This window comes from Methylobacterium sp. C25 (genome assembly GCF_021352225.1).
GTDB lineage: Bacteria > Pseudomonadota > Alphaproteobacteria > Rhizobiales > Beijerinckiaceae > Methylobacterium.
In genome coordinates this window covers 1103021-1121996 of sequence record NZ_JAAUVI010000001.1, presented here as the reverse complement: position 1 = coordinate 1121996, position 18976 = coordinate 1103021, and the positions used below count along the sequence as shown (strand labels likewise).

Sequence of the window (18976 nt, the reverse complement as noted above, 5' to 3'; positions counted from 1 at the left end):
TGCGCCTGGCTGCGCGCGACGGGCGCAGCGCTCAGGCGGAGGCCGGCCCGGTAATTCGAGGACGCGGCGGCGCGCCCGTCAGATCGTGGGCCTCGAGCATCCGGCGCTTCTAGCAGCGGTGTTTCACTCACGCCAGCAGACAACAGTGTGTGGCCGATTCATCACGAATCCGGGATTGTGCAATCTTTCGCGGCACTTTTGGCAAGCCTAGCCGTTGAGGCCACACGAGTCCGGGAGCCGACAAACGTCCCGGAAGCGGAACACAACGAGAAGCACGAAAGAAATCCGCATGAAACATCTTCTCCTCGCCGCCACGGTAGCCTTGTCTGCCCTCACCCTGTCGAGCGCTGCCGACGCTCAGGGTGTTCCCGGTGGAATGAGCCGCGGTGCCCGCGAAGGCAATCGTGTGGCTGGTCCAGTCGGCGGCATCGTGGGCGGTGCGGTCGGTGGTGCCGTCGGCGGCGTCAACGGCGTGCTCGGAATCGATCCGGGTCGGCGTGCCTACCGCACCCGCATGCGCTCGCATCGCGGCTATCGTCACCACCGCCACCGCTGAGTTCGATTCCGCGCGTCGAGGGCCTCGTTCCATCGGCGCGCGGAACGTTTTTCGTCGTGCGAAGTGCGTGAAATCGAAGCTAGGTTTCTGTTCCGACGCGCTTTTTTGCCGAATCGGCATCCCCTTCGCGGGATAGTGCTCTAGCTATTCCTTCGAAGACCAGAGAGGAGCTGGAATGTCCCGCGACCAGAGCCACGTCATCGACCGCGCCGAGACTAAGGCCGCCAAGGCTGCCGAACAGCAGGCGAGAGCCTCGGCGATCTGGGAAGAGATCGACGCAGACCGGCGCGCCCTGGATGATCGGACCGAGCGGCTGCGGGCCCTGCGCCTTGCGCGCCAATCCGATGGTCGCGACTGAACCCGGGATTCGGTCGGCATTGCGAGCCGAAGACGAGGCAATCCAGGTTATGTATCGACGCTTCTGGATTGCTTCGCTCTCCGTCATTACGAGGAGCAGGATAGACTAAGCCGGGCGCGCCACCGCGTCCGATGCGACCGGACCGATCAGGGTCTCAGCCTCATCGTCGGCCTCGTGATCACCATCAGTTTCCGGATCGACTTCATGGCCGGTCACACCCGCTGCGTCGGCAAGGTTCCCAGCTGCCTTGCGTAGCAACTTTCGCAGCCGGCGCTTTTCCTTGCCTTCGAAATCGTCGAGCAGCTCGGCCTCGACCTCATCCCAGATCTTCTCGATCGCTGCGGCCTTGGCGAACCCGGTCTCGGTGAGGCGGACGCGCACGATACGGCCATCGCCGGCTTCGGCACGACGCTCGACGAAACCGAGAGCAGCCAGGCGAGAGATGGTCTTCGAGGCGGTAGGCGGCCTTACACGCAAGGTCGCTGCAAGGTCGCCCATGGTCATCGAACCGGCTACCGCCAGCGCCTGGACCACCTGTTCCTGGCCGGCGAAGAGATCGAGTGCCGCGAGCCGGTCACCCACCCGGGCGCGATGGAGACGAGCTGCCTGGACGAGCGCCCATCCGACGCTCTTGGCGGCTGGGGGCCGCATTGGTTTGGCCGACTTGCCGCCTTTGCCCAAAGCGCTTTTGCCCGTCTGTCCAGATTCGTCGTCATGCAGCTGCGCATGCGCGATCGTCACGGCTGCGTCCGCCGGCTCCAATTGCCTCGCCGACATGACCGAATACTCCTCGAACCAAAGGACGAGCGCATGCATTCACCTCTCGGCGCCGCTCGATTCGGGAGCATCTGCCAGCCTAACCGTGACAGTGAGATGACGTAAAGCTTATTCGGCTTTGTTTTGTTGTTCGTCGCAGAAATTGCCTACGTCTTGTTGCAGAAGCGACCGCTATGTTTACGAGCGTGAGCCCAAGAACGCGGTTTCGATGAAACCAGCGACTCGGTTCTTGTCGGGGTTATTTCACTTGCAGTCGTAACGACGAACAGGCCTGTTCAGCAGGTCGGCATCAGGCTCTTGAGCCTGGCCAGAATGTCCTCACCGGCACAAGGCCGGGCGATGAACTGCGCACCTTTCGGCATCCGGTCCGGGTCCGGTGCGGCTCGCCCCGACACGATCAGAATCGGCAGTTCTGGCCGGGACTGAGAGACTGAACTGGCAAGTTCGAAACCGTCAGTGCGGCCCGAGAGCTCGACATCGGTGACGAGGCCACAGATGTCGGGGCGGGCTTGGAGGATATTGAGGGCGCGTTCGGCAGAGGCGCATTGCACGGTATCGTATCCACCGTCTTCGAGAACGTCGCCGAGATCCATGATGGTCAGCGCCTCGTCCTCCACCAGGAGGATTACGGGGCGATCGTCTTCTGGAATCGTGTCGCTCGCCACGCTGTCACTCCTGAGATGATTCGAGACCCGTCAGGCGGCTATGCGCCGCTCGTTGCCGTTTCGGGGAAGGCTAATGCTGGAGTCGTGATCAGCCAACGACGAAGGAAAGCCGTGGTTGCACTGCGACAGCGATGTCGCATGGGAGGATTAGCCTGAAAGCTTGCTCACGACGTGACAGACCGCTTCGATCAGCCGGTCGAGATCCTCGTTCGTGATGGTCAGGGCGGGTGTGAGATAGACGATCTGACCGAATGGGCGCACCCAGACACCGTGTTCGACGAAGGCCGCCTTGAGCGCGGCAAGATCAGGGCTGTTGCGCAGTTGTACGGCGCCAATCGCACCGAGCACGCGTACATCTGCGATGGCCTCTATCGTCCGCAATGGCTCCAGACCTTCGGCGAGTCGTTTCCGGATCGCTTCGGCCTGATCGAGGCGGGGCTCGGTCTCGAACAGGTCGAGGCTGGCATTGGCGGCGGCGCAGGCGAGCGGATTCGCCATGAAGGTCGGGCCGTGCATCAAGGCATGCACGGGATCGTCCGACCAGAAAGCGGAGAAAATCTCGGACGTGGCCACGGTCGCGGCCAGTGCTACCGTACCGCCGGTCAGCGCCTTCGACAGGCAGAGGATGTCGGGAACCACGCTGGCCTGCTCGCAGGCGAACAGCGTTCCGGTGCGGCCAAAGCCGGTGAAGATTTCGTCGGCGATCAACGGGAGATCGTGGCAGCGACTGAGCCGGGCAATCGTGGCCAGGGTCTCGGGCGGATGCATCAGCATGCCGCCAGCACCCTGGACCAGCGGCTCGACGATCACTGCGGCGAGCTCATGCCGATGGGCGGCCATGACGGCATCGAGGGCTGCTTCCTGCTCAGGCGTATGCGGCAATGCGCAGAAGAGCTGGGACGGAAGATAGTCGCCGAAGCGATGATGCATGCCCTCGACGGGATCGCAGACCGACATCGCCCCCATGGTGTCGCCATGGTAGCCACCGTGGAAGGCAAGCAGGCGGGTCCGGCCCCGGACGCCGCGATTCTGCCAGAGCTGCGCAGCCATCTTCATGGCGACCTCGACCGCCACCGAGCCGGAATCCGTGAAGAAGACGTGGTTCAGGTTGCCGGGCAAAAGGCCGGCGAGCCGAGCGGCGAGATGCTCCGCCGGTGCATGAGTCAGACCGCCGAACATCACATGCGGCATTCGTGCGAGCTGATCGCCGACCGCCTTGCGGATGTGAGGATGATTGTAGCCGTGGACCGCGGTCCACCACGACGCAATGCCGTCGATCAGTTCGCGCCCGTCAGCCAGAACGATCCGGCTGCCGCGGGTCGCCACCGCTTCCAGCGGAGGCGCGGCAAGCTTCATCTGCGTATAGGGCCGCCAGAGGTGATCGCCGCGCCGCTCGGTCATGGAGACGGGATGCGAGGCGGCGGCGGTCGGGGTCAAGCCCGCATGGGTGTACGCCGAGGCGCTGAAGACTCTACCGGCTGTCCGTCGAGGAAGGCCTCAGCGGCGCGGCTCGAGCGGACGTCCGCCGCGGCGCTCGACGATCACGGTGGGACGGGTCCGGCGCTCGACGACGACGGGACGCGGAGCGCGACTCGGCGAGCCGGGGCTCATCACCCGTTCGGGCATCCGGTCGAAGCCGCGCTCGGGCATGCGCTCGATGCTGCGCTCCCGAGGGCGTTCCTGACGCTCCTTGGCGGCGGCAACCACATGCGGGCGCACCTCATCGAGGGGAAGACCGATCAGACCGGCCGCGATCTCGACCTGCTGCTCGAGATCGTCGGCAAGATCCTGCGCGGCGGCGACCGCCTCGACGATGGTGGGCGGCTCCTTACGGACCCGGATCGGGGGCAGTTCGGCGAAGGACTTCGGGGTCTTCTTCACGGCACGACTCGCAGTGGTCATGGCCTAAGACTAAGCGCTTCCCTTGGCCTTGTGCACTGCATCGAGGAAGGAAAGAGCTATCCACCGGACGCATACGGCCATGCTGCGACCGGTTCAGCCGAGATGATGCCGACCGGCCATTCGGCGCCAGCACATAAGGCAGCTGGATAACGCCCATGCCGGCAGCGGGATGCGACAGGATGACACAGGACGTGTCGGGTTACTCGTCGGAGAGTCGCGCCATCAGCGCGGGGGACAGGGCGAAGTTCACGAAGACCCGCTGGACGTCGTCCTGGTCCTCGATCACCTCGACGAGTCGAACCAGCTTCTCACCGGTCTCGTCGTCGACGTCGACGGTGTTCTGGGCCTTCCAGATCAGCGAGGTGCGACGCGGATCGCCGAAGCGCGCCTCGAGCGCCTTCGAGACGTCGCCATAGGCCGTCTGCTCGCAGAAGATCTCGTGGCCTTCCTCGGAAGAGCGCACGTCGTCCGCGCCGGCCTCGATCGCGGCCTCCAGCATGGTGTCGGCATCACCGACCTCGGGGGCGAACTCGATCAATCCGACATGGTCGAACATGAAGGCCACCGCGCCGGTCTCGGCGAGGCTGCCGCCGGACTTGGTGAAAGCCGAGCGCACGTCGGATGCGGTCCGGTTGCGGTTGTCGGTCTGAGCCTCGACGATCAAGGCGGCACCGCCGGGGCCGTAGCCCTCGTACCGGATGTCCTCGTAGTTCTCACCCTCGCCGCCGGCGGCCTTCTTGATGGCCCGCTCGATGTTGTCCTTGGGCATGTTCTCGGCGCGGGCCGCGAGCACGGCGGCACGCAGGCGAGGATTCATGGCCGGGTCCGGCGTGCCGAGCTTGGCTGCCACCGTGATCTCTCGGGCGAGCTTGCCGAACACCTTGGAGCGGACCGCATCGACGCGGCCCTTGCGGTGCATGATGTTCTTGAACTGGGAATGCCCGGCCATGGCGCGACCTTCATCGTGTTCGTCGATCGGCGGAGGCCTCCCGGACAGGGATCCTCGACACCGCGGGTGTTGGGATGGGCGAGCCTTATAGGGCGGGCTCGCGCGCAGTGGCAACGCGTGGCTAGCCGCGCTTCAGCAACCGCTTGGCCTCGGCGCGTGCTCTGTGCTCGAAGCGGGCGAGGCTCACGCGCCGCTCGACCGACAGGCGCGCATCCCCACCCGGCGGCACCGCAACGATCTCGGCCACCGTCTCCCGCTCGCGATAGAGGCTTTCCAACGCCGAGCCGGCGAGCGTCGCCGAGTCGAGTCTTTGGGCGAAGGGGGTCTCGTGGAAGGCGCGCACGATCTCGGCTTCCAGCACGAGACCCGGGGCAAGGGCACGTTCGCGCTCGTCATAGGCGGTCTTGAGCAGGTTCGCAGTGCCACCGGCAACGAGCGCGAGGCTGACGGCGAGCGGGCGTCCGTCAAGGCTCAGCGTGTCGGCGCGGACGCCGACGGGACCGGGCCGGTCGGCGAAGAGAGCATGCGCGAGGGCGAGGGTCTTGGGGCGGCAAGCGAGCGCCGTGCCGGCCTCGCCTTTCCAGCCGGCCAGCTCCAGGGCGAGAAAGTCCTCGAGTGCAGTCGTCAGCGCTTCGCCCTCGGTTGCGCTGACGAGATCGAGCTGGCCCGCTTCGGCCATGCGGCGCTGGCGGCGACGCAGATCCTTGAGCCGGCTCTTGTTCGGATGATCCTTGAGGAAGGCGTCGTGGCTCGGGCGGAGATCGAGGACCGGGCGCTCAAACTCGACCACGGTGCCGATGGCCCAGCCGGTTTCGCGCATGGCGTCGAGCAGGCCGCGTCCGACGGTGCCCGAGATCGTCAGCAGGGGCCAGCGCCAAGCGCGACCACGGGAGGCCTCGGCGAGACCGTCGACGAGAGCCGTCAGCGTCTCTGGCAGCCGCTCGGCCGCGACCAGCGGCGCGCTCGACGGCATGAAGGGCGAGAGCGCAGGCTGAGCCACCAGCCGGCCGAGCCCGGTGATGTCGAGACCATTGCGGAAGGGCAGGAGCGCGTCGAGCCGGCCACCGTTACGCACGGCGACGAATGCAATGTCCTCGCGCAGCAAACCAGCACGGGCATGCGCCTCAATGACGTGGCGGCTGAAATGCGGGTGCGGCTCGATGGCTCGGGCCATCAGATCGTCCCAGGCCTCGGGCTCAGCACCGAGCGCGGCCGCATCGACGATCTCGATCGATGGCTGGCTGCGAGTCTTGCTCCGAGCCACGCCTTTCCAGCGACGAGAGAGTGCGATCACTGCCGAGCCTTGCGCGCGAACATGTCCGAGAAGGCAGGCGTCGCGATGCCATGAATCGCGTGGGCGCCGAGCGCCATGGCGGCAGCACGGAGAATCGTCACCGCTGCCATGGCGAGAGATGCGCCGATCAGGCCGAGCCAGGGCACCAGGACGAGGCAGAGGCCCACGCCGAGGGCGAGCATGGCCAGCGTGATTCCGGCACAGAGCTTTTCCCCGCCCAGCATGGTCAGCAGGTCTTCGCCGGGGCCGAACAGGCTCGCACCGACGCTACCGATGACGAGAACGGTCAGGATCGGAAGGCTCTCCTGGAATTCGGAACCGAACAGGCCGAGCAGCAGCGGAGCCGCGATGATCGTACCCGCGCCGACCAGAGCCGTCGCGCCAAGGACCCAGCGGGCCTGGTCGCGAACCAGGGCGTTGAGCCCGGCGAGGTCTCCCCGAGCCTTGGCGGCGGTGAAGCGCTGGGCGGTCGCGGCGGAGGCCGCATAATGGACGAAGACCACGAATTGCTGGATGCGCGTCGCGGCGAAGTACAGCCCGACGGCGGCGGGCGACATCAGAAAACCGAGCACCACCACGTCGACGAAGCCGAATCCGGCGGTGGCAAGGTCGCCGGCCGCAATCGGCAGGCATGCGGTGAGCCAAAGGCGCCAGCGATAGTGCCGGCTCCCCGTGAGCGTGGAAGGACCGAGGCGCTTCAGAAGCAGGCCGGCCTGGATCGTCACCGCGATCGCCGTGGCGAAGAGCGTGCAGGACACCGCCACCGAGGCCTTGGCTGGCGCCCCGAGCAGAACTGCGAGGATCATCGCCGCCATGATCAGGCCCTGGCGCAGCAGGTAGGGCGGCGCGATGGCGAGCACGGCCCAGTTCCGGCTGCGGGCGACGCCTTCGAGATAATCCTGGAAGGCGAAGAGCGGCAGGACCAGGCCGCCGAGCACGATCGGCGCGCCGTAGGGGCCGGCGAGCAGGTTGCCCTCGGCCTTCAGCATCAGGAGCCCGACCAGCGAAAGGACGAGGCCGCCGGCCATGCTGGCGGCCGCCCCACCGGCCAGGAAGCCGCGCACCTCGGCATGGCGACCGAGTGCTTCATCCGCCGGCATGAAGCGGCAGGCGCCCTGCGAGAGTCCGAGCGTTGCCGAATGGCCGAGGATCGCGATCCAGACCCAGACGGCTGCGAAGATTCCGTATTCCGCCCCGCCCATCATGCGGGCCATCAGGACCTGGGCGATATAGGCGAAGCCGGCGGCTGCGATTCGCACCGCGAAGACACTCGCGGCGGAGAACCCCGCGCCCGAGCGTACCGCCTTGAGGCGCCCTAGGGCGGCCCCGAAGGCCGCATCGACGGTGAGACCCGCTGCCATGACGGCCCTCCGCGAAACGGCGTGCGCCGGCGCACACGCACCATCGAGCGTTCTAGCGGCGGCAGCGTTTCGAGCCGGTTAAGCCGGTTGCCGAGTCGGGAGCGGAAGAGCATGTGAGCCGCCGAGTGGGCCGCAAATCAGTTTTTTCCCGGAGCATCCGATGATCGACCTGCATTACTGGCCCACTCCGAACGGTCACAAGGTGACGCTGTTCCTGGAGGAGACGGGCCTGCCCTACCGGATCCAACCGGTGAATCTCGGCAAGGGCGCCCAGTTCGAGCCGGGCTTCCTCAAGATCGCCCCGAACAACCGCATGCCTGCGATCGTCGACCACGAGCCGGTGGATGGTGGTGCGCCGATCTCGCTCTTCGAATCCGGCGCGATCCTGCTCTATCTCGCGGAGAAGACGAAGAAATTCATTCCCGAGGACATCCGCGGCCGGGCCGAGGTGCTGCAATGGCTGTTCTGGCAGATGGGCGGCCTTGGGCCGATGGCCGGCCAGAACCATCATTTTTCGCAATATGCGCCCGAGAAGATCCCCTACGCGGTGAATCGGTACGTGAACGAGACCAACCGTCTCTACGGCGTGCTCGATCGCCGTCTCGCCGACCGTGAGTTCTTGGCCGGCGCCGACTACTCCATCGCCGACATGGCGGCCTATCCCTGGATCGTGCCGTGGGAGAAGCAGAGCCAGAACCTCGACGAGCATCCGCATCTGAAGCGCTGGTTCGAGGCGATCGCCGCACGCCCGGCCACCAAGGCCGCCTATGCCCGTGCCCCCGAGGTCAACCCGGATTTCGGCAAGACCATGAGCGAGGATGCCAAGAAGGTGATGTTCGGCCAGACGGCGAGCAACACCAAGCGCTGAGCGGCGCTGGCATAGCGGGACATCGAGCCGCGAACGGTGACAGCAACGGGCGGCTTTTGTAGAGAGGCCGCCTGTCTGTCCCGTGCCGAAAGCCTCTGATGTCCCACGACGATCTCGCCCAGACCATCGAAGCCGCCTGGGAAGACCGCGGGAGCGTCTCCACCACGACCACCGGCGCTGTCCGCGAGGCCGTGGACGAGGCGCTCAACCTGCTCGATTCCGGCAAGGAGCGCGTCGCCTACAAGACCGGCGATCAGCCGGGCGAAGGCTGGCAGGTGAACCAGTGGCTCAAGAAGGCCGTGCTGCTCTCTTTCCGCCTCAACGATATGAGCGCGATCGAGGGTGGCCCGAACGCCTCGCCCTGGTGGGACAAGGTGCCCTCGAAGTTCGAGGGCTGGACCGAGCGGGAATTCCGTGCCGGCGGCTTCCGTGCCGTGCCGGGCTGCTTCGTGCGCCGCGGCTCCTTCATCGCGCCGGGCGCCGTGCTGATGCCATCCTTCATCAACCTCGGCGCCCATGTCGGCGAGGGCACCATGGTCGATACCTGGGTGACCATCGGCTCCTGTGCGCAGGTCGGGAAGAACTGCCACATCTCCGGCGGCGCCGGCATCGCGGGTGTGCTCGAGCCGCTCCAGGCCAATCCGGTGATCATCGAGGACAATTGCTTCGTCGGCGCTCGCGCCGAGGTGGCCGAAGGCGTGATCGTCGGCGAGGGCTCGGTGCTCTCGATGGGCGTCTATATCGGCGCCTCGACCCGCATCATCGACCGCACCACCGGCGAGACCTTCTACGGCCGCGTACCGCCCTACTCGGTGGTGGTCTCGGGCACGACCCCCGGCAAGCCGCTGCCGGACGGCACTCCGGGCCCCGGCCTCTACTGCGCCGTGATCGTGAAGCGCGTGGACGCCAAGACCCGCGCCAAGACCGGCATCAACGAACTGCTGCGGACCTGAGATCGAGCGCGGGCAGGCTCTCCGGCACAGCCGGAGAGAGGGGCGCAGGCCGGGTCGATCCGGCGCGCCACAGGGCGATGATCAGTCCTGAAATCGTCAGAAGATCGCAGGTCAGGGCAAAGGGCGAGCCGATCAGGCAGTTATGGCCGGCCCAGAACGAGGACGATCCGACGAAAAGCAGCCGCATCCGCTGCGGATCGTTCTGAAGACGGCCGCAGGTCGAGAAGAACAGGCCGATCGCGGCGCAGCCCGATGGCCAGCCATTCCAACTGGCGAGCGTCAGGGATGCGGCTGCGAGACTGCTCAGGGCGAAAACGGGCGCCACGAATCCCGACCGCTTGCGCGAGCCCAGGCAGACAGCCGAGACGAGGCTCTGCAGGAGCGAGAGTGTGCACATCGCCGCGCCGGTATAGGCACCGAGACGCAGGAAATGCATCGCGAAGCAGGAAGAACCCGCTGCCGCCGTCAGCAAGATGAGATTCCTACGTGGCATCGTTCCCGCGGCGAAACCGAGGCAGAGGCCAAGACTTCCGAAAATATCGAAGTGACTTCCGGCGGCATTCAACCACGGAAGGACAAACTCTGCGACGGACATGACTGGACTCAAGGGGGCGAAAACACGCCTGTTCTCCCTCGATCCGCTAGGCCCGCATGGTATATGATTGGTTAACGCAACACAGGTGGGCTCGGCACAGTGGCTTTACTGCCTCACCGACACATGGCTCTGCCGATCAGCCGTAGCGTGGACGCAGGTGCTTCAGCTTGTCCGGGTTTCGCATCACGTAGATCGCCGTGACGCGCCCATCCTCGATGTCGAGTGCGGTCGTCTGCAACTCGCCATCCGCCTCGCGCGTGACGAAGCCGGGCAGGCCATTGATGAGACCGGCATGAACCAGCTCCGAGGGCTGCTTGCCGAAATGGACGGCCAGCGCCGTGTGGACCTTCATGACGTCCTCGATGCCGAACAGCACGCGCAAGGCCGCGGAGCGCTTGCCGCCACCATCCGAGTGAAGGCTCACATCGGCGGCGAGCATCGCGCCAAGCGCCGTCATATCGCCGCTGCGTGAGGCCGCGAAGAAGGCCTGCGCGATGTCGAGCCCGCGCTGCCTCTCGACCTGGAAGCGCGGTCGAGCTTCGCGGACATGGGCCCTGGCCCGCGTGGCGAGCTGGCGGCAGGCAGCGGGATCGCGGTCGATCGTCGTCGCCACTTCCTCGAACGCGACTCCAAACACGTCGTGCAGCAGGAAGGCAGCGCGCTCGAGCGGCGAGAGACGCTCCAACGCCAGCATCAGCGGCAGAGTGACATCATCATCCTCCGGCTCCTCGACCATGGGCTCGGGCAGCCAGGGGCCGGTATAGGTCTCGCGCCGGCGGCGAGCCGATCCCAACTGGTCGAGGCAGAGCCGGGTCACCACCCGGCGCAAGAAGGCCTCCGGCTCCCGGACCTGGCTGCGGTCCGCTCCCATCCAGCGGATGAAGGCCTCTTGCACCACGTCCTCGGCATCGGCCACCGAGCCGAGCATGCGATAGGCGACCCGGATCAGGCGAGGGCGCAGCGGATCGAAGGAAAGCGCAGCGTCCTCGCCCGTCGTCTGTGCCATCAGCCGACCGCCTGCTGAGATTTGACGGCCTCCGGCTCCATCCAGAGCCCGAAGCCGACGGCGAGGCGGTTCCAGCCGTTGATCACGTTGATCATCACGGTGAGCTTCACCTGCTCGTCCTTGCCGAACTGCGCCGCGAGGGCGTCGTAGGCGTCTTCGCGGGGAGGACCATCGGAGAGACGTGTCAGTGCCTCAGTCCAGCCAAGGGCAGCACGTTCGCGATCGGTATAGCAAGGCGCCTCGCGCCAAGCCGAGAGGAGGTGGAGACGCTGCTCGGTCTCGCCCCGCGCCCGCGCCTCGACCGTGTGCATGTTGAGGCAATTGGCGCAGGCATTGATCTGCGAGGCGCGGATCTTCACGAGTTCGATGAGCCGGGGTTCGAGGCTGGCACCGGCGGCCAGAGAGACCGCCATCCATTGCTTCATGAGCTGCGGAGCGGCGGTGTAGGGGTCGAGTCTGGCGGTCATGGTCGGTCTCCGTTTCACATGGTTCGCTCTCATGACGAAAAGGAATCGCCGGATGTGACATCGGCGGCGTTCGCCCCAGCCGTGCGGCGACTGGATCGCCGTCCAAGCGTGGCCATATGACGGGTCTCGTTCAGTCGGATTCCCGCATGCCCTTTCCCGCTACCTCCCTCGCTACGCTTCTGAGCGTGCTCGTCTATTTCTGGATGTCCATGCAGGTTGGCCGCACCCGCGGTGCCGTGGGGATTCCGGCTCCGGCCATGACCGGAAACGATCTGCTGGAGCGCACCATCCGCGCCCACATGAACACGCTGGAATGGATGCCGATCTTCCTGCCCGCGCTCTGGCTTTTCGCCTTCGGCTGGGGCGACAAGCCCGCGGCTTTGCTCGGCGTGATCTGGGCGATCGGTCGGATCGTCTATTTCCTCGGCTATGTCCGGGCCCCGTCCGGTCGGGCGATGGGCTTCTACATCCAGGCGCTTGCCGGCGCGGTGCTCCTCTTCGGCGCCTTGGGGCAGGTGATCTGGTCGCTCGTGACGGGCGCCTAGAGCGCCTTCTGACGAAGTGGATACCGGTTCGTCGAAGGAAAGAGCGTCAACTCGAAGACCTGGAGCCGCCGGCCTGATGCAATCAGGTCGGATACGGCTCTAGGTGTCTCGATATACCGCCCCCGCCATGGATCGATGCAGGGCTGCATGATTTAATCTCTGCCGGCGACGTGAATCGGCGGCAGAAGAGCCCGCGTAGCGATCCGCTCCACGTAAACACGCGATCATGGCAGCCCCTGTCCACGCCACCCGCACCCTCGATCTGATCGTTGCCGGCCATCACGTCGCGACGCCCTGCGACGTGCTCGGCGAGGGATCGGAGGCGCTGCTCCTGCCGGCCCTGTCCTCGATCTCGTCGCGGGAGGAGATGCTTCCGCTGGCGCGCGAATTGTCGGCCTCGCATCGCTGCCTCGTCCCCGACTGGCCGGGCTTCGGCGCACGGGACAGAGCGCAGGTTCCGCTGGAGCCGGCCAGCCTTCATGCCTTCCTCGATGCGCTGCTCGACGCCGCGCCCGGTCCCTACGCCCTCGGCGTCGCAGCGGGCCATGCGGCCGGCTATCTCGTGGCGGCGGCCGGCCGGTATCCGACGGCGTTTGGACGACTGGTGCTGATCGCGCCGACCTGGCGCGGGCCGCTGCCCACCATGATGGGCGAGGCGCGCGCAGCCTGGTTCGGGCGGATCCGCAGGGCGATCGAACGGCCGGTGACCGGCAAGTGGCTCTACCGGCTCAACATCAGCCGCCCGGTGATCGGCCGGATGATGCGCGCGCATGTCTATGCCGATCCGGCCCATGTCACGCCGGAGGCGATCGCGGCCAAGCACGCGATCACGCGCCAGCGCGGCGGACGGTTCGGGACCGCAGCTTTCGTCACCGGCGGCCTCGATCCGGTGGCGAGCCGCACGGCCTTCCTCGGCCTGTTTCGTGAGGGATTGCCTCCGATCAAGGTGCTGCGGCCGGAATCCGCGCCGCGTCGCTCCGGTGCCGAGATGGACGCGCTGATCGACGACGAGAACGTCTCGGCAGCCCGGATTCCCGGAGCCCTGAGCCCGCATGAGGAATATCCACGCGAGACTGCTGCGGCGATCCGCGTAGTCTAAGACGGAACTGTGACGCAGGTGTCGCACGTCGATGCCAAGGGGGCCTCCCCGCCCCGTTATCACGCCGCATGATGCGGCCATTGTCATCCGGGACCGATTCGATGCTTCGCCTGTCGTGCCTGCTCGCTGCGCTTCTCCTCTCGACCTCGCCGCTGGCGGCAGAGCCGGTGGCGCAGGCCAAGGAGAAGTCGGCACCCTCGCTCTCCGCCGATCCGGTGAACCCAGACAAGCCGGCCCAGAAGCCCTACCTCACGGACGAGACGGCGCCCGACACTCTGGCGATCCTGCCGCCGCCGCCCGGTGGTCATACCGCCGGCGAAAGCGCGGACCGTGCCGTCTACAACATGACGCGGGCGATGGTCGGGACCCCGCGCTGGGATCTCGCCACCAGCGACGTGGCCGAGGGCTCCGAGGCGTTGTTGGAGAACATGTCCTGCGTGCTCGCGCGCCGACTCGATCCCAAACGCGTGCCGACCCTGATCATGATGCTCGATCGCGCCCGCCTCGACCTCGTGCGCGCCGTGCGCGCGCCGAAACGCCATTATCGCCGGCTGCGCCCCTTCGTCGGCAACGAGGCGCCGATCTGCGTGGCCCGCGATCCCCATCTCGCCGACAGTTTCAGCTACCCTTCCGGCCACGCGACGCAGGGCTGGGCCTATGCCCTGATCATGGCGAGCCTGCTGCCAGAGAAGGCCACGCCGCTGCTGCTGCGCGGTCGCCTCTACGGAGAGAGCCGCGTCGTCTGCGGAGTGCACTGGATGAGCGACGTGGTGGCCGGGCGCACCAACGCCTCGATCGTCGTCGCGGCGCTGATGGGGGATGCCGGCTTCCGCGCCGATCTCGATAAGGCGCGGGCGGAGCTGAAAGCCGCCCTGTCCGGAGAGGGCACGATTCCTGACGCGGCGGCCTGCCAGCGCGAGGAGGTAGCAGCGCGCGAGACGTTGCCCTAGGGGCTCCCCCGGACAGGGGCAGCAATGCGGAGCAAATGTCGATGAAGGTTACCGTCATGGGAGCCGGTGCGGTCGGCTGCTATTACGGCGGCCTGCTGGCGCGCGCCGGCCACGCCGTCACGCTGATCGGCCGGCAGCCACATGTCGATGCAGTGCGGGAGCATGGCCTCCTGCTCGAGATCGGCGCCAGCTGCGAAGCCGTGCCCGTGACCGCCACCACGGACAGCAATGACGTCGCGGATGCGGAACTGGTGCTGGTCTGCGTCAAGTCGGGCGACACCGAGACTGTCGGCCGCGATCTCGTCGCGCATCTCTCGCCTGGGTCAACGGTGCTCAGCCTGCAGAACGGCATCGACAACGCCGAGCGGTTGCAGGCTGTGATCGGGCGGCATGTCGTTCCGGTGGCGGTCTATGTCGCCACCGAGATGGCGGGGCCGGGCCACGTCAGGCATCACGGCCGTGGTGACCTGATCATGGGCGAGTGTCCGACGAGCGAGACCATTGCCGCCGTTTTCAAGGCTGTTGGCGTCCCGACCACGATCTCTGCCCGGGCCATCGATGCCCTGTGGGGCAAGCTGATCCTGAACTGCGCCTACAACGCGCTCTCGGCGACGACCCAGCTCCCCTATGGCCGCCTGATCGGCATTCCCGGCATCGATGCGGTGATGACCGATGTCGTCGAGGAATGCATGGCTGTCGCGGCAGCCTCGGGCGTCGCGATCCCACCGGACTGCCTGACCGGCATCCTCGCGCTGGCCGATACGATGCCGGACCAGTTTTCATCGACGGCGCAGGATTTGGCGCGGGGCCGCCCGAGTGAGATCGACCACCTCAACGGCACCATCGTCCGCCGAGGTCAGGCCCTGAACGTGCCGACGCCCGTGAACCGTGTGCTGTACACTCTGATCAAGGCGTTGGATTCGAAGCAGCAGGCGGCGTGATCGCCAATACGGTCAAGGCGATCAACACCAGAATCGGCAGCCCGATGCAGGCGAAGCTCAACTGGGCAACCCCTAAAGCTCCCATGAGTGCTCCTGCCGCAAAGGCGACGATGGCCGGAAGCAGGCGCACGAACCGCGCGCGCGTCTGACCTGGGTTTTGCGCGGTCTTCAAGGCAAGGTCCGTCGCGTCGATTACGGCCTGGCTCACGCTGACGGTCATCACCGTGGTTGGCGCAAGATGGCCGAGTGACAGCCGGCCAATCGCGTTCTGCAAGCCCATGGCTGCGACCGCGAGCATGCCGACGAGAAGGGCCGGCACCCCATCTGGCGCACCGATGGGCGACCACAACGTTCCACACAAGCCAAACCCCGCAAGCAGGGCTGCCTCGACGGCGAGCAGCCAGGGCAGCGCATCGGAGCCCTGCCGTTCCAGCAGCAGCGAAAGAATGCGCGCAGCCGCCACTGCTCCCATGAAGACAGGCAGCGCCAGGAGTTTTGCGAAGACACCGGTAGAACTCGTGACGAGCTCGGCACCGATCAGGACGAAGTTTCCGGTGACATGTGCCGTGAAAAGGCCCGTCAGCGCGATGAAGGCCGCGGCATCGACGAAGCCGGCGACAAAGGCGAGGGCCGTGCCGGCGGAGGCGGGCCGAGCGAGAGTTTGCGCTGCGCTAGTCGACATCGGACGAGAAGGTCACGGCGACCGGCATCCGGGGGTTGGCGTAGTAGTTCGGCCACCGCTCGCAGAGGTAGAGGATCGTCACCATTAGCACGGCCGCCGCCAGTAGCGCGGCGAGCGCCTCGGTGATGTAGCGCGCCCACTTGCCAAGCGCCTGGATGGCAACGCATCCGCCGACGAAGATCGTGGCCATAACGACGGGGGCGGTCATCGCACAGGGCTCGGCATCTGGCTCGAAAACGACTTCGACGTGAACCCTTAGGCCTACTGCGCTCTCAGACGGTACGGATATCGGTTATCATGAAGCATGATGAGCAACCTCAACATCGACCTGCTCCGGTCCTTCCTGGCTGTCATCGAGAACAGCAGCTTCACGGCAGCAGCTCAGGCGCTCGGCGTGCGCCAATCCACGGTTAGCGGGCACATTGCGCGGCTGGAACAGGCACTCGGTCGCTCCCTGCTGATGCGCGACACCCACCATGTCGCGCCGACGCCGGATGGTCAGGCGCTGATCGGCTTCGCCCGCGATGTGCTGGAAGCGCATGACCGACTGCGCGCCTTCTTCTCGCCGAGCGGCCTGCGCGGACGCATCCGCCTCGGCGTGTCTGAGGACTACACCCTGTCGGCTCTCGCCCAGGTCCTGGCGCGTTTCGCCGACCGCCACCCCTCCGTCGACCTGCAGCTCACTGTCGGGCTGAGCCGTGCACTCTACCAGGGCTATGACGCAGGCGAGCTCGACGTGATCTTCTGCAAGCGTCGTCGTGGCGATCCGCGAGGCGAGTTAGCTTGGGCGGAGCACCTAATCTGGGCCGGCCGCCCAGGCCTCATCCCCGACACAGCGCAGCCCGTCCCCCTGGTCCTCCATCCGCCTCCCTCGATGAACCGCACCCTGGCACTCGATGCCCTCGAAGCGGCGGGCCGATCCTGGCGGATCGCCTGTACCAGCGGCAGCCTGATGGGACTCCATGCAGCCGTCGAAGCAGGTCTGGGCATCGCGCCGCACTCGGCCAAGGTGATGCCGCCGGGCCTTGCGCCCGTTCCTGACGCGGCCGGACTGCCTGCGATCGGTGAAGTCGAGTTCGTGGTACTCGGGCCGGGACGCCACCACATCGTCGCAAGCGCCCTGCAGGAAACAATCCTGGCGAGCACGGCGGAGTTGCAAGGCGTCTCCGACGGTTGATCATCGTTCGGAAGATCGGCCGCAACGACATGCAGGGAGGACGACAGCCCTCTGGCTCCCTCCTCTTATGCCTCTGGTGACGAAGCTCGCCGCCGGCGCCGCCGGCGCGCCAGCATGTTCAGCCCCTCGACACCCGCCGAGAACGCCATGGCGGTGTAGATGTAGCCCTTCGGCACATGCGCCCCGAACCCTTCGGCGATCAGGGTCATGCCGATCATGATCAGGAAGCCGAGTGCCAGCATCACGACGGTGGGGTTGGCGGCGATGAAGCGCGAGAGCGGGTCGGCGGCGATCAGCATTACGGTCACGGCGGCGACGACCGCGACCACCATGATCGCCACGTGGTCGGTCATTCCGACCGCGGTGATGATCGAGTCGATCGAGAAGACGAGGTCGAGCACCAGGATCTGGCCGATCGCCGCGGCGAAGCCGAGCTGCGGGCCCTTCTTCTCGTCATGGCCACCGTCGGGGTCGACGCTGTGATGGATCTCCTTCGTCGCCTTCCAGAGCAGGAACAGGCCACCGGCGATGAGGATCAGGTCACGCCAGGAGAAGCCTTTCCCGAAGACCTCGAAGACCGGCTCGGTGAGGTGCACGATCCAGGCGACGGTGCCCAACAGCCCGAGCCGCAGGATCAGCGCCAGGCCGATCCCGATGCGGCGCGCCTTCGCCTGTTGATTCTCCGGCAGGCGGTTCGTCAGGATCGAGATGAAGATCAGGTTGTCGATGCCGAGCACCACCTCCATCACCACGAGGGTCGCGAGCGCCGCCCAGGCCGTTGGGTCGGAGAGGAGGTGAAGGATGTTGTCCACGTAGAGTCGGTCCTCTCAGAGTTCGTGGGGATCTTCCACGCGAGATATCAAAGCCTGATGTGCTAGAACGGCATCCGGAAGCCGACGATCGTCGCCGGTCGTTCAGTCCGCGGCGGGGCGAAGATTCGCACGGCCTTCGGCATCACCTTGAAATGAGCGGGCGTATGCGTGGCGAGTTCGCCATCGGTGTTCACCGGACGCGGCTTCTTGGTGCGAAGCACGATCTCGGTGGTGGAGAAGGCGCGCACATCGGTGGCCTGGCCATGCGTGCCGCGACGGAGGGCCGGCAAGAGAGCGATCAGCCGCCACCAATGGTCGACTTCGAGGCTGTAGAAGTCGAGCTTACCGTCATCGACGGTGGCATCCTCCGAGACCGTCATGCCGCCACCGTAATGACGCCCGTTGCCGACCGAGGCCTGGATCGTCGTGACCTTCTCGATGGTGCCGTCATGTTCGATGGTGATCGAGAAGGGTCGTGCACGGCGCAGCAGCCGGAAGGCGGCGATGGCGTAACCGAGCGTGCCCCAGGTTTTCTTGGCCTCCGCCGTGAGTTCCCCGGCGAGGTCGGCCGAAAAGCCGATGCTGGCGACGTTGAAATAATAGTGGCCATTCACCCAGCCGAGATCGACCGGCTGAGGCTGCCGCGTGACGATAGCCTCGGCCGCTGCCAATGGGTCGAGGGGCAGGCCTAGAGAGCGGGCGAGGTCGTTGGCAGTACCGAGCGGCAGGATCCCCAAGGGAAGCCCGGTTTTGATCAAGGCGGGCGCAGCCGCGTTCAAGGTGCCATCGCCGCCGCCGAGGATGATCAGGTCGCACCCGCCGGCCGAGCGGATGATCGCGGCGCTGCAATCGGCCTGGGCCCCGGCCGTGTCCGGTGGCTCGACCGGCTCGATACCGCCGCGGCGCAGTCTGTCACTAATGGCATCGAGCGGGACGCCGCCGTTGCGGGCGCGCGGATTGACCATCAACAGGGCGCGGCGCGGCCGCGCGCTCGCCTCGGTCATCCGAGACCCATGGGA

General features: G+C 66.4%; 23 protein-coding genes. 9 read left to right on the top strand and 14 right to left on the bottom strand.

Annotated elements, in window-relative coordinates; translation table 11 throughout:
* Window positions 1–289 precede the first annotated feature (289 nt).
* Together HCU64_RS05455 and HCU64_RS05450 are read left to right on the top strand one after the other, a co-directional pair.
* A complete protein-coding gene (locus HCU64_RS05455) occupies window positions 290–556 on the top strand; it encodes a hypothetical protein (protein ID WP_233382726.1) in 267 nt (88 codons plus the stop codon).
* Window positions 557–731: 175 nt separating this feature from the next.
* Complete coding sequence (locus HCU64_RS05450; RefSeq protein ID WP_233382725.1) at window positions 732–914, top strand: hypothetical protein; 183 nt, start codon at window positions 732–734, stop codon at window positions 912–914.
* Window positions 915–1019: 105 nt separating this feature from the next.
* Here HCU64_RS05450 and HCU64_RS05445 read toward each other — a convergent pair whose 3' ends face one another.
* The 7 genes from HCU64_RS05445 to HCU64_RS05415 all read right to left on the bottom strand — a co-directional run bounded on the left by HCU64_RS05445 (window position 1020) and on the right by HCU64_RS05415 (window position 7862).
* Window positions 1020–1730, bottom strand: a complete 711-nt coding sequence (locus HCU64_RS05445) for a MarR family winged helix-turn-helix transcriptional regulator (protein ID WP_233382724.1) — start codon at window positions 1728–1730, stop codon at window positions 1020–1022.
* A gap of 236 nt (window positions 1731–1966) precedes the next feature.
* Window positions 1967–2356: a response regulator gene (locus tag HCU64_RS05440; RefSeq protein WP_233382723.1), complete on the bottom strand. Its 390-nt coding sequence runs from the start codon at window positions 2354–2356 to the stop codon at window positions 1967–1969.
* Between the two features lie 147 nt (window positions 2357–2503).
* Window positions 2504–3757, bottom strand: coding sequence for an adenosylmethionine--8-amino-7-oxononanoate transaminase (locus HCU64_RS05435; protein WP_233382940.1), 1254 nt, complete (start codon window positions 3755–3757; stop codon window positions 2504–2506).
* A 96-nt stretch (window positions 3758–3853) separates the two neighbouring features.
* A complete protein-coding gene (locus HCU64_RS05430) occupies window positions 3854–4237 on the bottom strand; it encodes a hypothetical protein (RefSeq protein WP_233382722.1) in 384 nt (127 codons plus the stop codon).
* A gap of 220 nt (window positions 4238–4457) precedes the next feature.
* Window positions 4458–5207 (bottom strand): YebC/PmpR family DNA-binding transcriptional regulator, encoded by a 750-nt coding sequence (locus HCU64_RS05425; protein WP_233382721.1) that lies wholly within the window; start codon window positions 5205–5207, stop codon window positions 4458–4460.
* Window positions 5208–5328: 121 nt separating this feature from the next.
* Window positions 5329–6471 carry a GNAT family N-acetyltransferase gene (locus tag HCU64_RS05420; RefSeq protein ID WP_233382720.1) on the bottom strand — a complete coding sequence of 381 codons (1143 nt, stop codon included), beginning with the start codon at window positions 6469–6471 and terminating at the stop codon, window positions 5329–5331.
* A gap of 26 nt (window positions 6472–6497) precedes the next feature.
* Window positions 6498–7862 (bottom strand): lipopolysaccharide biosynthesis protein, encoded by a 1365-nt coding sequence (locus tag HCU64_RS05415; protein WP_233382719.1) that lies wholly within the window; start codon window positions 7860–7862, stop codon window positions 6498–6500.
* A gap of 160 nt (window positions 7863–8022) precedes the next feature.
* Between HCU64_RS05415 and HCU64_RS05410 the strand changes: the two genes are divergently transcribed.
* Window positions 8023–8730, top strand: a complete 708-nt coding sequence (locus tag HCU64_RS05410; RefSeq protein WP_233382718.1) for a glutathione binding-like protein — start codon at window positions 8023–8025, stop codon at window positions 8728–8730.
* A 98-nt stretch (window positions 8731–8828) separates the two neighbouring features.
* Window positions 8829–9683 carry a 2,3,4,5-tetrahydropyridine-2,6-dicarboxylate N-succinyltransferase gene (gene dapD, locus HCU64_RS05405; RefSeq protein ID WP_233382717.1) on the top strand — a complete coding sequence of 285 codons (855 nt, stop codon included), beginning with the start codon at window positions 8829–8831 and terminating at the stop codon, window positions 9681–9683.
* Here dapD and HCU64_RS05400 read toward each other — a convergent pair.
* From HCU64_RS05400 to HCU64_RS05390, 3 genes are all read right to left on the bottom strand, one after another.
* Window positions 9661–10278, bottom strand: coding sequence for a YgjV family protein (locus HCU64_RS05400; RefSeq protein ID WP_233382716.1), 618 nt, complete (start codon window positions 10276–10278; stop codon window positions 9661–9663). The genes dapD and HCU64_RS05400 overlap by 23 nt on opposite strands.
* A gap of 136 nt (window positions 10279–10414) precedes the next feature.
* Window positions 10415–11284 (bottom strand): sigma-70 family RNA polymerase sigma factor, encoded by an 870-nt coding sequence (locus tag HCU64_RS05395; protein ID WP_233382715.1) that lies wholly within the window; start codon window positions 11282–11284, stop codon window positions 10415–10417.
* Window positions 11284–11751: a carboxymuconolactone decarboxylase family protein gene (locus HCU64_RS05390; RefSeq protein WP_233382714.1), complete on the bottom strand. Its 468-nt coding sequence runs from the start codon at window positions 11749–11751 to the stop codon at window positions 11284–11286. The genes HCU64_RS05395 and HCU64_RS05390 overlap by 1 nt, the downstream gene beginning before the upstream one ends.
* A 146-nt stretch (window positions 11752–11897) precedes the next feature.
* Here HCU64_RS05390 and HCU64_RS05385 point away from each other — a divergent pair, with 146 nt between their 5' ends.
* The 4 genes from HCU64_RS05385 to HCU64_RS05370 all read left to right on the top strand — a co-directional run bounded on the left by HCU64_RS05385 (window position 11898) and on the right by HCU64_RS05370 (window position 15286).
* On the top strand, window positions 11898–12296 hold the full coding sequence (locus HCU64_RS05385) for an MAPEG family protein (protein WP_233382713.1): 399 nt from the start codon (window positions 11898–11900) through the stop codon (window positions 12294–12296).
* Between the two features lie 226 nt (window positions 12297–12522).
* Complete coding sequence (locus tag HCU64_RS05380; RefSeq protein WP_233382712.1) at window positions 12523–13395, top strand: alpha/beta hydrolase; 873 nt, start codon at window positions 12523–12525, stop codon at window positions 13393–13395.
* 68 nt (window positions 13396–13463) lie between these two features.
* A complete protein-coding gene (locus tag HCU64_RS05375; RefSeq protein WP_442785908.1) occupies window positions 13464–14345 on the top strand; it encodes an acid phosphatase in 882 nt (293 codons plus the stop codon).
* A 41-nt stretch (window positions 14346–14386) separates the two neighbouring features.
* A complete protein-coding gene (locus HCU64_RS05370) occupies window positions 14387–15286 on the top strand; it encodes a ketopantoate reductase family protein (RefSeq protein WP_233382710.1) in 900 nt (299 codons plus the stop codon).
* Here the strand turns inward: HCU64_RS05370 and HCU64_RS05365 are convergent.
* On the bottom strand, window positions 15252–15968 hold the full coding sequence (locus HCU64_RS05365) for a YoaK family protein (protein ID WP_233382709.1): 717 nt from the start codon (window positions 15966–15968) through the stop codon (window positions 15252–15254). The two genes, HCU64_RS05370 and HCU64_RS05365, sit on opposite strands and share 35 nt — an antisense overlap.
* Entirely contained in the window at window positions 15958–16176 is a 219-nt protein-coding gene (locus HCU64_RS05360; protein WP_233382708.1) for a hypothetical protein, read from the bottom strand. The genes HCU64_RS05365 and HCU64_RS05360 overlap by 11 nt, the downstream gene beginning before the upstream one ends.
* Before the next feature lie 99 nt (window positions 16177–16275).
* On the opposite strand from HCU64_RS05360, the gene HCU64_RS05355 reads away from it, so the two are divergent.
* Window positions 16276–17145, top strand: a complete 870-nt coding sequence (locus tag HCU64_RS05355) for a LysR family transcriptional regulator (RefSeq protein ID WP_233382939.1) — start codon at window positions 16276–16278, stop codon at window positions 17143–17145.
* A gap of 65 nt (window positions 17146–17210) precedes the next feature.
* Here HCU64_RS05355 and HCU64_RS05350 read toward each other — a convergent pair whose 3' ends face one another.
* Both HCU64_RS05350 and HCU64_RS05345 read right to left on the bottom strand, forming a co-directional pair.
* Window positions 17211–17957 carry a TerC family protein gene (locus tag HCU64_RS05350; RefSeq protein ID WP_233382707.1) on the bottom strand — a complete coding sequence of 249 codons (747 nt, stop codon included), beginning with the start codon at window positions 17955–17957 and terminating at the stop codon, window positions 17211–17213.
* A gap of 62 nt (window positions 17958–18019) precedes the next feature.
* Window positions 18020–18961: a lipid kinase gene (locus HCU64_RS05345; RefSeq protein WP_233382706.1), complete on the bottom strand. Its 942-nt coding sequence runs from the start codon at window positions 18959–18961 to the stop codon at window positions 18020–18022.
* Between the last annotated feature and the right edge of the window lie 15 nt (window positions 18962–18976).

Coding starts and splice junctions, on each gene's coding strand:
- HCU64_RS05400 (WP_233382716.1), bottom strand. CDS start 10,278: ATGTCCGTCGCAGAGTTTGTCCTTCCGTGGTTGAATGCCGCCGGAAGT.
- HCU64_RS05345 (WP_233382706.1), bottom strand. CDS start 18,961: ATGACCGAGGCGAGCGCGCGGCCGCGCCGCGCCCTGTTGATGGTCAAT.
- dapD (WP_233382717.1), top strand. CDS start 8,829: ATGTCCCACGACGATCTCGCCCAGACCATCGAAGCCGCCTGGGAAGAC.
- HCU64_RS05370 (WP_233382710.1), top strand. CDS start 14,387: ATGAAGGTTACCGTCATGGGAGCCGGTGCGGTCGGCTGCTATTACGGC.
- HCU64_RS05410 (WP_233382718.1), top strand. CDS start 8,023: ATGATCGACCTGCATTACTGGCCCACTCCGAACGGTCACAAGGTGACG.
- HCU64_RS05445 (WP_233382724.1), bottom strand. CDS start 1,730: ATGCATGCGCTCGTCCTTTGGTTCGAGGAGTATTCGGTCATGTCGGCG.
- HCU64_RS05450 (WP_233382725.1), top strand. CDS start 732: ATGTCCCGCGACCAGAGCCACGTCATCGACCGCGCCGAGACTAAGGCC.
- HCU64_RS05360 (WP_233382708.1), bottom strand. CDS start 16,176: ATGACCGCCCCCGTCGTTATGGCCACGATCTTCGTCGGCGGATGCGTT.
- HCU64_RS05355 (WP_233382939.1), top strand. CDS start 16,276: ATGAGCAACCTCAACATCGACCTGCTCCGGTCCTTCCTGGCTGTCATC.
- HCU64_RS05380 (WP_233382712.1), top strand. CDS start 12,523: ATGGCAGCCCCTGTCCACGCCACCCGCACCCTCGATCTGATCGTTGCC.
- HCU64_RS05375 (WP_442785908.1), top strand. CDS start 13,464: ATGATGCGGCCATTGTCATCCGGGACCGATTCGATGCTTCGCCTGTCG.
- HCU64_RS05390 (WP_233382714.1), bottom strand. CDS start 11,751: ATGACCGCCAGACTCGACCCCTACACCGCCGCTCCGCAGCTCATGAAG.
- HCU64_RS05425 (WP_233382721.1), bottom strand. CDS start 5,207: ATGGCCGGGCATTCCCAGTTCAAGAACATCATGCACCGCAAGGGCCGC.
- HCU64_RS05385 (WP_233382713.1), top strand. CDS start 11,898: ATGCCCTTTCCCGCTACCTCCCTCGCTACGCTTCTGAGCGTGCTCGTC.
- HCU64_RS05435 (WP_233382940.1), bottom strand. CDS start 3,757: ATGACCGAGCGGCGCGGCGATCACCTCTGGCGGCCCTATACGCAGATG.
- HCU64_RS05415 (WP_233382719.1), bottom strand. CDS start 7,862: ATGGCAGCGGGTCTCACCGTCGATGCGGCCTTCGGGGCCGCCCTAGGG.
- HCU64_RS05365 (WP_233382709.1), bottom strand. CDS start 15,968: ATGTCGACTAGCGCAGCGCAAACTCTCGCTCGGCCCGCCTCCGCCGGC.
- HCU64_RS05395 (WP_233382715.1), bottom strand. CDS start 11,284: ATGGCACAGACGACGGGCGAGGACGCTGCGCTTTCCTTCGATCCGCTG.
- HCU64_RS05455 (WP_233382726.1), top strand. CDS start 290: ATGAAACATCTTCTCCTCGCCGCCACGGTAGCCTTGTCTGCCCTCACC.